Raw genomic sequence first — 11850 nt, 5'->3', positions numbered from 1 at the left:
GTGTCACGCGTTATCAGGATCAGACGCCGCTGCCTCATCCAAGTCGTCCAACTCGTCCAGAGCGGGTGTCGCGGTCTCTTCGCCAGATTCGACTTCCGCGGCATCGGTTTTTTCGGTCGGCTTCAACGTCAAAATCACTTTATCACCTTCGATGCGGATGTCCTTGAACCGCCGCATCGTCTTGGCGTTTTCGGGATTCTTATACATTTCCTTGGCAAGGTTTTCTTGCGCCATGGCGTCAATGAATTTCTGAGGCAGTTTTTCGCCGTTGACCTCGGCATCGACCAACGTCACGATCAAAACTCCGCTCTCCATCGATGCGTCCAGCGTCGCCGAGCCGTTGAAATACCTCTCCGATCCGCCGGGAACCATGTCGGCGGGAACACTGACATCGCCGGTCACTTGTCCGTCTGCGATCCTGACAAAAACCTTGCCTTTGAGTGTTTTTTCGTTCGCGATCAGTGCGTTGATGTCATCGGCTGAGAGCTCCATTTCTTGTGATGAAATTTCACCGCCTTCGACCGCGGTTTCAAACGATTTCAAGCGATCTTGCAATGCCGAAAGTTCCTCGGGGGCATATTCGACTTGAGGCAAATCCAGTGGCGCGTCGGCCGTGTATTTTTCGACTTGGCTGGTAAAAAACCAATACCCGCCGATCCCCGTACAAAGGACGGCTCCAAACACCAATCCAACGGCGACTAGGCAGCCAAAGAGACAACCGCGGGTATTTCCGGTGGACTGCGGAGCTGCTTGCGGCTGGTCTTCATACATGGTGTTGGACATCGTCAATTTCCCTTTCGTCGTCGATCGCGGTTTGGTTGATTAACAGTATGGCACAGCCATTTACAAAACAGGGCGCGATTTCGGCAAACTTCCTGGCGGTCATGCCTGACCAGATGCTCACCGAAAAATCATCCGTCGGACGGGAATATGAATTCTGGCCCGACGACGGTCACCAAAATCACTAAGGTCAAGAAAAGCAACAGCGACACAACGCGTGGAACCCATTTCGACCGCGTCGCACTCGTCGACTCGTTTCGCAATCCTCTTGCCCAAAGCACGAACGAAGCGCCGATCATGATGGTCAGAACATTAACAGTCACTAACAGAATGGGGCCTCCGATCGGCAGAACCCCAGCGGGTACTTGCGACGGATCCAAGTTGCCCCAAATCCCAAATGCGATTTGCAGTCCTGCCGTAGAGATGGGCGGCACCAGCGCCGCGGCAATCGCGGCACCGGCCAGCGCGGACGAGAGATGCTTTCGAGTCTGTGCATAAGACGCCGCGAGGCCACCGACTAACCCGACACAAAAATCGAGCGGCGAAGGACGGCAACGCGACCACATTTCGGGGGTAATCCAATCTAAATGATTATCGCTCGCCGGCCGAACCAACAGCACCAGCCATCCGAACAGAATGCTCGCACCGAGTGCTCCGACAAACCCAAGCAAAATGGTTAGCAACGAAGATTTAAACAGCGGGCGATTTCCATACGAAAGAGAAAGTCCCGCACCCAGAATGGGTGTCATCAAAGGAGCGATCAACATTGCACCGATGATCACCGCCGCAGAATCCTGCAGCAGTCCAAACGCGGCCAACATGGACGACGCCGAAATCAGACCAAGAAACTCCAGATTCGGTACCGAGCCCGTCTCCAAATTCTGCACCAATGTGACTCGCTCATCGCGTTCCATGGGCGGGGCGATGGTCGATACCCACATCGTGATTCGTTCGGAAAGCGACCGAGTGATTGCCTGCGAAAAAGAATCTCCGTCACTGATCAGCGCGATCGAAGCGGGCAGGTCCGAACTCATCAGAACTTTGCCAAATTGAAATGCCACATCGTTCTGATCCGGCGTCTCGACTCCGATGCAAAGCAGGTCGTGCTGCGTGTAGCCCTCCGCTTTGAGGTCTTCGATTGCACAACCAATATGCTCCTGTCGATTGGTATCGGCGGCGTTTCGATCATCGGAAATCAGCTGGTCACAGACAATTTTGCTGGGAATCAATCCGAGCAATTTTTCGGTGATTCGGTTCGTCGTCGGATGGGTTTCCGCCATCACGCTGAAAACATGTTCGCGTTCGACCGGAGGTGATTCGTTGGTCGACAGCAAAACAACGATGTGGCGCGATTGCCGAAAGATTGCCCATTGCAATTCATCGCCATCGGACCGGATCATCAGAACGTTTCGGCATCCAATGGAGTCGGCATGCCGCAGGATGGTTTTGGCATCCGCAGCGATCTGTGTGACCGACGGCTTTTTGATCGGCGAATCAAACTGTTCCAAATGAGACGCGACGCTCAGCTGAGCATGCTTCAACAGAACTTTTCGATCGTCGCCGACCACAACCAAATGAAAATCCGATTGGGTTTCGGTCGCGAATCGCAAGCACCAAGGCATGCCCACGCGCAACTGGTCATCGGAGTCAACAACAAAAAGAATGCTCATCAGCGAGTTTGACTCAATCGGGGCGACTGCATCGCAAACGACAGCGATCTAGAATTCGATCGGCCTAGTCTAGCAATCGACACCTCAGCGGTCATTGCACCGCGCACCACGCTCAGAATTCCGGTAAAAGTCACCTACCTGCATCGAGCTCGACGTTCCGCTAGATTGTATCCTCCCCGGTTGCCGATTCGGCCTAGCGTTATATCGCAGATCATTTCCCATCAACGAACACCATGACTGCGATTCTTGGCGTCTCAGCTTTTTATCACGATTCAGCTGCCGCACTGATTGTCGATGGCGAAATCGTCGCGGCAGCTCAAGAAGAACGCTTTACCCGGAAAAAGCACGATGCCAGTTTTCCGCAGCACGCTGTGGAGTACTGTTTGTCCCAAGCGGACATCTCGGCGGACGAACTGGATCAAGTTGGGTTTTACGAAAAACCGCTGCTTAAATTTGATCGATTGCTGGAGACTTATCTAAGTTTTGCACCGCGAGGCTATCGTTCGTTTTTGAAAGCGATGCCGCAGTGGGTCGGACAAAAACTACACCTTCGACGTGAAATCCGCAGTGGACTGGGCGGACAGTACAAACGTCGCATCGTTTTTTGCCAACACCACGAATCGCACGCAGCCAGTGCGTTTTATCCGTCGCCTTTTGACGAATCCGCGATCTTGTCGATGGATGGCGTAGGTGAATGGGCCACGACCAGCCTGGGCGTTGGCCGCGGCAATCAGATCGAATTGAACCAAGAGATTCGGTTTCCTCATTCGATTGGGCTGCTCTATTCCGCGTTTACTTTTTACACCGGATTTCGTGTCAATTCGGGTGAATACAAATTGATGGGTTTGGCGCCGTACGGCCAGCCAATCTATGCCGATGCCATCCGCGAAAAGCTGATTACGATTCGCGACGACGGCTCGTTCCGTTTGAACTTGGAGTATTTCAACTACTGCCAAGGTCTCACGATGACGTCGCAGCGGTTTCATCAGCTCTTTGGCCGTCCGCCTCGGCAAAGCGAAACTCCGATCAGTCAGCTGGACATGGACTTGGCAGCGTCAATTCAGGTGGTGACCGAAGAAGTGGTCTTGAAGACTGCTAGGCATCTGCGCCAGACGACGGGGATGCGAAACCTTTGTCTCTCCGGAGGGGTTGCTTTGAACTGCGTCGCCAACGGAAAGCTGATCAGCGAAGGAATCTTTGACGATGTTTGGATACAACCCGCTGCCGGGGACGCGGGCGGTGCATTAGGCGTCGCGATGTTGATCTGGCATCAGTTGATGAACAAACCACGCATCGCAAATAGCAACACGGATCAACAATCCGGAAGCTTGTTGGGACCGTCGTTTGGAAATTCACACATCAAAGAATCCTTGGATCAGCTGGGTGCCAAGTACGAATTCTACGACGACCAAGAGCAACTATGCGAAACCGTCGCCGAAGAATTGGCGAACGAAAAAGTGATTGGCCGATTCCAGGGGCGAATGGAATTTGGACCGCGAGCTCTGGGAAATCGAAGTATTTTGGGCGACCCACGGAGTGCCAAAATGCAGTCGATCATGAATCTGAAGATCAAGTTTCGCGAATCGTTTCGGCCCTTTGCCCCGATGATACTGGCGGACCACGCGCAAGAATATTTCGACATGCCCGATGGAGTCGACAGCCCCTACATGCTTTGTGTGTTTGACGTTGCACAGCGACATCAAATCAGGAACGACGAGGCAGGCGAATCAGGCTTGCAAAAAGTGCGTGAAATCCGCAGCACGGTCCCCGCGATCACGCACGTTGATTTTTCGGCTCGCGTGCAAACAGTCGATCGAGATCGAAATCCACTGCTAGAAGGCTTGCTCCAAGCGTTCTTTCGTCGAACCGGTTGTCCGCTGTTGATCAACACCAGTTTCAATGTGCGTGGTGAACCGATCGTTTGCACTCCGGAAGATGCCTTTCGGTGTTTTATGGCGACCAACATGGATGTGTTGGTGGTGGAAGGTTTTTTGCTACGCAAAGCCGATCAACCCGAAGCAACGCGTCACGAAATCGACCATCACCTTTCTAAGTTTGATCTGGACTGAGCTGGATTTTCCAAACATGTTTCAACGTGAACTCAACGATCAACAACTACGCTACTTCGGAGCTTCTCTGGCCGGATTGTTCGTCGCGTTTGGCGCGGTGGCATATTGGAATTGGCAAGCTAACTCGGTGGCCGCCGGGTTGACTGCTTTTGGTGTCATCTTAGCGGCCATTTACTACCTCGCTCCAAATACTCGGCGTCCGATTTACCGAGGTTTTGCGGCGGTAACGAAGCCAATCCAAGTGGTGGCGACCATCATTATCCTGGCGATCGTCTATTATGGAATTCTGACACCGATCGGTGTGATCCTGCAATGCAGTGGACGTGGATTGCGTAGCGACGCCCCACACAGCGATTCGTTTTGGACTGATTGCAAAACTGCGTCAAAGCCTTCTCGCTACTTTGACACCTATTAACAAGACGCTGAATACCATGAACTCCCCTGACGATTCATCGAAAAACTCGTCCGACACGAATGACGCCGACGATTTCGAGAGCCTCTCGCAGGATACGGACCCCGGTATCGTCCGTGAATTCATTGACTTTTTGACGAACAACAAAAAGTGGTGGCTCGCGCCGATCTTGGTGATCACGCTACTACTGATCGGACTGGCGTTTCTGTCCGCGTCGCCCGCAGCACCATTCATCTACTCGCTTTTTTAGATCAAGCAAAGTCGCATCATTTGTTCGTCGAAACAGCCGCTTTGCTGTCCGCGACCATCTGGCGGATCAGGTCCGCCAGTTGTTGCCCCACCGCGTTGATCGAGTGATTTTGATCTAAGAAATCACTCGCGAATTGGTGGTCATAATTTGCACCACCATTCCAATAGTCGCGAATGGCGGCGGCGGCTTTTTCGACCGAACCGTCTGCCACCGTTCCGCTGCGACTATCGGAAATGAAACCGGAAAAGTCATCCAACGACACGATCGGCTTTCTGACGGACATGGCATGCAGCAGTACTGCCGGAAACCCCTCGTACTGAGCGTTTCCGGTGGAAAGAAAGACACGCGCTCGCCCAAACTGCTCAGGCATCTTGTCAAAGGCTACGTAGTCCGTCGTTTGCACATTGGCTGGCAGATTCTTGTGAACCTCTCGGCGGACCTGTTCATCCGATTCGTTGATGATCATGCGAAACGGAACTTCGGGCACCAGACGAGCGATTTCCAATGCCAGATGCGGACGTTTGTGAAAACGATCGTAGCGGCCGACCCACAAAACGTAGTCTCCCTCGGTGCGGGCCGCGTCTCGCCACGGACCGGGATCGGTGGAATTTGGCAGCAGCACGCTTTCGCGGCCAAAGTGTTTGGCGAGCATTTCCTGTTGATGCTTGGTCTGGCATGCAATCACGGTGGCATTCCGGAGTGCGTAAACACAGTGTTCGCCCAACTCCCCGTAGGCGCTGCGCTGCTGTGGACTACTGATGAAGGTCGGGTCGACATCATTATTGGATTGGAGCAACAACAGCGAAGGTTTGTTTTGCTCGATCGCCGTAGCAACCACCCCCGCACTTTCGCGACTCGCCCCCAACGCGATCCACACATCCGTCGGATACTTGCGAAGTCGATCGTCTGGTGACAGGGGTTCTGGATCGGGCGTTCGCCACGGCCAGCTTAGCGCCAGGTATGGGATCTGCCATAGCAACTTTGGCGAAAACCGTTTCAGACGAACTCCATTGTCGATTTGAATGCACGCCGACACGCTCCTGCGCACGTTCTCTCGACGATGTGCGATCATGGAAACACGAACGTCATCGATCGTTCGTTCTTCGTTTCGCCAGTCAGAGCGAGCAATAATGCGAACATCCATGTCGCTGTGAACGGCCAGCGCCTTGCTCCATTTCCAGGCAGCTAATTCAAGGCCGCCGACGTTGCGTGCAGAATCAGTCAGGATTGCAGGCAGCGATTGCCAAGCCACGACGGTCACGTGCAAAGGTCGCGCAAAATCGCCACAAGGCTCGTTGTCGGGCACGACTTTGCTAATCCTATTGATGCAGTCGAAGAGCTTTCAGCGGCGATTAGGTCGCCATTTCCAATCCCGTCATCGTACCTGTACTGGTTGCAAAAGTATCCACGGGCATGCCCATTCTTTGCAAAATCGAAACATACAAATTGGGCAGCGGATAGTTATTCTTTTGATCAAACGCCAAGTGCTGACCGTGGCGGAAACCACCACCGGCCAACAGCACAGGCATGTTTCGATTGTCATGATTGGACGAATTGCCAAGGTTGCTGGTCATGAAAACCGCTGTGTTGCCGAGCAAATTTCCGGTCGCTTCGTTGGTCGACTGTAGGTCTCTTAAGAAATCCGCCCAGGCATTGATCATTTCGGTTTCGATCAACGCTAACTGTGACAATTTTTCTTCGTCGCGTCCGTGATGGCTCAAACCGTGATAGCCTTCGTCAACACCTTTGATTGGGATCACGCCGCCGGCACCGGGGATGTGGTAGGTGATGTAGCGACTGCTGTCGGTTTGCAAAGCCAGCTTGATGACAGAAGACATCATGCGTTGCCGTCCGATCAGATCACTGCCGTTGCCGATGTCGACGGGCCGTTTGGCGTCCACTTTGGGCTTGGGCATCTTGGCCCAGCGTTCGTTCGCTGCCATGCGTTTTTCCAAGTCACGCACGCTGGTAAAATAGGCGTCCAATCGATCTCGGTCGCCGGAACCCAATTCACGCGAGAGTGACTTTGCGTCTTCGCCCACCAAGTCCATGATGCTGCGACCTTGACGAACCCGATCAGCTTGCAGATCACGTTGTCGGGCAGAGTTGTCGATAAACAGTTTTGCAAACAGTGCCGAAGGCGAATCCTCCGGCGGGATCATCGATCCGTTTTCCGTGTACGACGGACTGGTGCTGCCTCCGTTGCTAAGCACCAAGGAAGGGAATCGGGTTGCGTCGCCAAGATGCTTGGCAAGGTACTGGTCCAGCGAAATCGTATTGCGTACCAATCCGGCCGAACCCATTGCCGTGGCCGTCAAAATGCTGGCTTCGGCTCGGTGCCCGCCTTTGACGCCAGGATGCGAACTGCCGGAGACCACGGTGATCTGATCACGAAGATCTTGCGCTGATTTTAAGTAACGCGAAGGTTTGTAGTCGCGACCTGCAATCGCCGGATTCAAGTTGTCACCGATCAACCCGAGCCCCAATGTCATCGCAACAAACCGCTTGGGTGCAGCGGACTTTTCATCAGGTTTGCCAGCGAATGCAGGCGTCATCGACGACAGCCACGGCAAAGCCATCGAGACGCCGGTGCCTTGCAGCAAAGTCCGTCGCTCCAGACGACGCCGAAAACTAAAGTGAACGCATTTCACGATGGGCACCAACTATTTGGAGAGGAAAATTGAACTGGTCACGACGGACGTTAGCAACGAACGCACGCCGTACTTACTACTACGGTTCTGTTCAACGATTCGATCAATTTCTTCGCGGTCTGCAAAGCTAATCGCTGCGCCGGTTCCGTACACAATCAGTTTTTCGACAAAATTTCGCGCCAGTGGCTCTGGCTTCGCCGCGATCAGATCACGGAATTGATCAAACCCATCAAATTCGCGGCCATCGAGCAAAACATCCGCCGACTCGATCGGTAGCCCTTTGCCCCTAACACGAAAGTATCGGTCACGCCATTTTCCCGCAGCATCAAAATGCTCCAAAGCAAATCCAGCGGGGTCGATTTTTCGGTGGCAACTAGCGCACGAGTCACTTTCGCGGTGCTTTGCCAACATTTGCCGGATGGTTTTGGCGCCGCGAATATCAGGTTCAATGGCTGGCACGTTGGAGGGTGGCGGCGGAATCGGAGTGCCAAGAATCCGGTCGGCTAACCACACGCCACGCAGCACCGGTGATGTATTGGTGCCGTTGGCGGTGACTTTCAAAATCGCACCTTGAGCCAACAAACCGCCTCGATGCGAATCTTTTGTCAAGGAAACTTTTCGCAGTTGGTCGCCCTGGACTCCATCGATATCGTAGTAGCGAGCCAACCGGCTGTTTAAAAACGTATGCCGCGATTTGATCAGCTCACTCACCGGAGCGTCTCGCTGGAGCATACTGGCGAGATACGCGCGAGTTTCGCCCAGCATGGCATCCTGAACGATCACGTCAAAATCACCATGCCGTTTGCGATCGGGTTCGGTAAAGTTGATGTCGATCAGGTCCAACCAGTGGTCCGTAAAGTCAGTCACAAACTGTTTGCCGCGACGAGTCGCCAACATCCGGTCGACCAGCGAAGCGACCGTACCGGGATCACGAAGCTTGCCCTCTTTGGACAGACCAAACAGTTTCCAGTCCGGCATGCTATTCCAAAACAAATAACTCAGTCGCGACGCGACGGCATAGTCGTCCAGTTCACCAGGAGTTTCGGAGAAATACATGAATCGCGGCGAGCAGAGGACGGCTCGGTAAGTCGAATACAACGATTCGGAGACTGACACTCCATCGGCGATGGATTCGTGCAACATCTTCAAGTACGGCTGCAGCTGAATTTCTTCGACGGGCCGGCGAAACGCTCGTCGGGCGAAGCGACGCAGCTGTTTCGATGCCGCATGCTTTGGATCGTCGTAAGAAACCTTCAAACTTCGGCTTCGCTTTTGGTTAGCAAATTTGGCATCGTCTCCAAACAGTACGTCGCGGATTCGTTGAACATCGCCAAACGGTCGAATCTCCTCCAGCTGCATCGAATGGAGTGCGAGGCCCGAGATGTTCTGCGGTGTACCTTCGCCTGCACCAACTTGGCCCCCCTGGAAGCGACCTTTCTTTAACGTTGAATCCGCGGGCCGAATTTCCAGCATGTGACCTTCCGGTATCCACGCCTCCATCGTCATCGTCTTGGGTTCTTCGGTGGCCTCAAACGATCCCACTGACGCCAGCAACGGAGCTCCCGAAGTGCATTGACCGGTACGCACACTACACCACACGCCATGATCTTTCGGAGAATTCAAGGCCGACGCCGTGAACGTAAAGCGGTACCAAGCTCCGCGGCGGGCCATCGTCATCGGCAGGCGGCCGTAGAAAATCGGACCACCGGACCAGACGACAGCCTTGCCTCCCAACGACTCCGGCTCGCGACATCTTCGGCGAGGGTTGTTGCGGCAAAGTTCTCGCGCTGAAAAGTTCTTCAGAAAAAGAGGCCGCTCGCTGGTAGCTCGACCGAATGCGGCGTCCAATGCCGCATCGACCACCTGCAAGTGAGTCTCCAACTGGAAATGCGAGATCGACTGAGTGTCCGCGATATTGGTGAATCCTTCGGTCCGCTGTTCTTCGGGCATCATGCTGGCGAGCGGTAAATCGACTGCCAACAAATCCTGAAGTGTTCGTTCGAGCTGAAGGTTGGTCAGTCGTCGAGCTTGAACTCGCCCCAAGTCGGCGTGGTTACGTTTTTGATGCGATCGAAGCCAATCGCCTACTTCTCCGACAAAGGCAACTTTCTCTTTCGCATCCACTTCACCGTAATCCGCTGGTGGCATTTCGCCTGAATTCACACGGTCAACGATTTTGATCCACGCAGCGATGGAACTTTCACTGGACAGGTCTCGTTTGATTTTGGAAACGTCAAACGCAGCTTCGGCAGATTCACCATCATGACAGTCCAGGCAATTGGTGCGCAAGAAATCCGCAGCCATCTCGGGCTTCGCAGCCTGGGCGACGGTTGAGAGACCGACGGACGACAAGGCGATACAACCAACCAACAGGCAGCTGAAAATCACTCCAACGAAGGTCATCTTCGGACGACACGAAAACTGAAAACGAACAGTAAAGTTCATCATCGGATGCAAGAACACATTGGGAGGTGGGGTAAAAGGCGGGACCTCTAGTGTAGATCAGTGGACCGATTTGATCGAGGTTGGAAATCAGGCTAGATCCTCAAACATTCCTCAGCGGCATGCCCAAACCGAGACAATTCCAGTCGCCAAGCGACCATTTATTGCGGGAGATCTCTGATAAGCTACTTTGTCGCAGCCAATCGGAGACCAAAACCCAATTGCGATAAAGCGAAATATTCCAGCAATTGCTCAGACACCCGGCCGATTTCCTGGACTCGATCCTCTAGGCATTCCAATGAATTTATACTGCCTCGCATCATGGCGACTGCTGGCGATGGCCTTGCTAGTTGCCTCTTCCAGTTCCCATTTGGTTGCCCAAGTGAACGATCAAAATCCAAAGAACGAAACTGTGTTGGCCGATGGCGATTTTGTCGAAGTCGTTGTCCCGACCGTCGACGGCACGCTTGTCTGGAAAGATGTTTCTACCAGTCTCGCAAGTTCGCTTAGTCTGGACGCACCATCGGTGGAACGAATGTTTCCCACCGGCAGCCTGGATCTGCGATCGCCAACCACGATGCTGGCGTTGTTCGGAATTGATTTGGCCCTGGGTGAAGCAATCTCGATCCAGATGACCCAAGATGCAGCCGGCATGCCAGCGTTGCGGTTTCGTTGCAACAAAAAATCACTTGGGTTCATCACGCCCCAGGTCAAACAGATACGTCCGGCCAACATCCAGTTGGACCACGACTGGAAAACGCGAACGGAAAAATTGCCGTTAGTCGTTTGTTTTCACGGATTGAAAAGCCGGCCGGCTAAGTTCGACGAATTTCGCAACTTCATCCGCCAATCCGGTTTTGCTACCGCCGCAGTCAGCTACGACGACCACCAATCGATTGCCGATTCGGCGGGCGAAATCTACAAGCTTGCGCAACAGCTTTTTGATGACGCGCCACCCGCGTTGGTTCTGATTGGTCACAGCATGGGAGGATTGGTCGCACGCGAGCTGACAGAAAACCCCAAGTACGCTGGACCGAAAATCAAATCGCTAATCACCGTGGCAACGCCCCACGGCGGTTCCAATTGGGCAAGCCTACCGCCGTTGTTGGACTTGTTCGCTGAGGGCAAGGTGGATTCAGGTGATCTTGTTGACGTGATCCTGCATCGACCGTCGGCGCCCGGCCTGCGTGACTTAGCGCCACAGTCTCCGTACCTGACAGAATTGCATCAGCGAAAAATCCGACCAAACATCCGCTACACAACCATCATCGGCACCGGCAGTCCGGTAACCCAAGACGAAGTCAATCGCTTGCGATCGACGCTGCTAAAATTGGATCAAGACGGCAGTGTCGTTCGATTGATTCGCCCGCGAATTCAGCCATTGCTGCATAGCTTCGACGAATTGGTGCAAGGCAAAGGGGATGGCGTGGTCGCTGCGGTACACGCCACGATCCAGGGCGTCGACGACATCGTCACCGTTCCGCTTTCACATGTCGACATGTTTACTCCTCTCCAGGGCAATCAGCCGCAACCAGTGTGGTCGGCGATTTTGGAAAGGATTGAACAGTAACTCAAA

The 11850-nt window shown here is 53.7% G+C and carries 9 protein-coding genes; 4 read left to right on the top strand and 5 right to left on the bottom strand.

Annotated elements, in window-relative coordinates; all coding sequences use genetic code 11:
- Positions 1-3: 3 nt before the first annotated feature.
- Positions 4-783, bottom strand: coding sequence for a hypothetical protein (locus K239x_RS04800; RefSeq protein WP_145416504.1), 780 nt, complete (start codon positions 781-783; stop codon positions 4-6).
- Positions 784-911: 128 nt separating this feature from the next.
- Positions 912-2450, bottom strand: a complete 1539-nt coding sequence (locus tag K239x_RS04795) for a DUF389 domain-containing protein (protein WP_145416501.1) — start codon at positions 2448-2450, stop codon at positions 912-914.
- A 233-nt stretch (positions 2451-2683) separates the two neighbouring features.
- Here K239x_RS04795 and K239x_RS04790 point away from each other — a divergent pair, with 233 nt between their 5' ends.
- From K239x_RS04790 to K239x_RS04780, 3 genes are read left to right on the top strand one after another with little or no spacing between them, the layout of a single operon-like run.
- Positions 2684-4519, top strand: coding sequence for a carbamoyltransferase family protein (locus tag K239x_RS04790; RefSeq protein WP_145416500.1), 1836 nt, complete (start codon positions 2684-2686; stop codon positions 4517-4519).
- Between the two features lie 16 nt (positions 4520-4535).
- Complete coding sequence (locus K239x_RS04785; protein WP_145416498.1) at positions 4536-4934, top strand: hypothetical protein; 399 nt, start codon at positions 4536-4538, stop codon at positions 4932-4934.
- Between the two features lie 16 nt (positions 4935-4950).
- Positions 4951-5181 carry a DUF5989 family protein gene (locus tag K239x_RS04780; protein WP_145416496.1) on the top strand — a complete coding sequence of 77 codons (231 nt, stop codon included), beginning with the start codon at positions 4951-4953 and terminating at the stop codon, positions 5179-5181.
- Between the two features lie 16 nt (positions 5182-5197).
- Here K239x_RS04780 and K239x_RS04775 read toward each other — a convergent pair whose 3' ends face one another.
- From K239x_RS04775 to K239x_RS04765, 3 genes are all read right to left on the bottom strand, one after another.
- Positions 5198-6487, bottom strand: coding sequence for a glycosyltransferase family 4 protein (locus K239x_RS04775; protein WP_145416494.1), 1290 nt, complete (start codon positions 6485-6487; stop codon positions 5198-5200).
- Between the two features lie 46 nt (positions 6488-6533).
- On the bottom strand, positions 6534-7760 hold the full coding sequence (locus tag K239x_RS04770) for a DUF1552 domain-containing protein (RefSeq protein ID WP_145422161.1): 1227 nt from the start codon (positions 7758-7760) through the stop codon (positions 6534-6536).
- 84 nt (positions 7761-7844) lie between these two features.
- Positions 7845-10280, bottom strand: coding sequence for a DUF1592 domain-containing protein (locus K239x_RS04765; RefSeq protein WP_419189678.1), 2436 nt, complete (start codon positions 10278-10280; stop codon positions 7845-7847).
- Positions 10281-10572: 292 nt separating this feature from the next.
- Here K239x_RS04765 and K239x_RS04760 point away from each other — a divergent pair, with 292 nt between their 5' ends.
- Positions 10573-11844: an alpha/beta fold hydrolase gene (locus K239x_RS04760; RefSeq protein WP_145416493.1), complete on the top strand. Its 1272-nt coding sequence runs from the start codon at positions 10573-10575 to the stop codon at positions 11842-11844.
- The last annotated feature ends 6 nt before the right edge of the window (positions 11845-11850 follow it).

It is taken from the genome of Stieleria marina (genome assembly GCA_007741555.1).
Taxonomy (GTDB): Bacteria; Planctomycetota; Planctomycetia; order Pirellulales; family Pirellulaceae; genus K23-9.
The sequence above is the reverse complement of the archived record's forward strand: the minus strand, read 5'-3'. Positions and strand labels throughout refer to the sequence as shown.

Coding starts and splice junctions, on each gene's coding strand:
- K239x_RS04800 (WP_145416504.1), bottom strand. CDS start 783: ATGTCCAACACCATGTATGAAGACCAGCCGCAAGCAGCTCCGCAGTCC.
- K239x_RS04795 (WP_145416501.1), bottom strand. CDS start 2,450: ATGAGCATTCTTTTTGTTGTTGACTCCGATGACCAGTTGCGCGTGGGC.
- K239x_RS04790 (WP_145416500.1), top strand. CDS start 2,684: ATGACTGCGATTCTTGGCGTCTCAGCTTTTTATCACGATTCAGCTGCC.
- K239x_RS04785 (WP_145416498.1), top strand. CDS start 4,536: ATGTTTCAACGTGAACTCAACGATCAACAACTACGCTACTTCGGAGCT.
- K239x_RS04780 (WP_145416496.1), top strand. CDS start 4,951: ATGAACTCCCCTGACGATTCATCGAAAAACTCGTCCGACACGAATGAC.
- K239x_RS04770 (WP_145422161.1), bottom strand. CDS start 7,760: ATGGCTTTGCCGTGGCTGTCGTCGATGACGCCTGCATTCGCTGGCAAA.
- K239x_RS04765 (WP_419189678.1), bottom strand. CDS start 10,280: ATGATGAACTTTACTGTTCGTTTTCAGTTTTCGTGTCGTCCGAAGATG.
- K239x_RS04760 (WP_145416493.1), top strand. CDS start 10,573: ATGAATTTATACTGCCTCGCATCATGGCGACTGCTGGCGATGGCCTTG.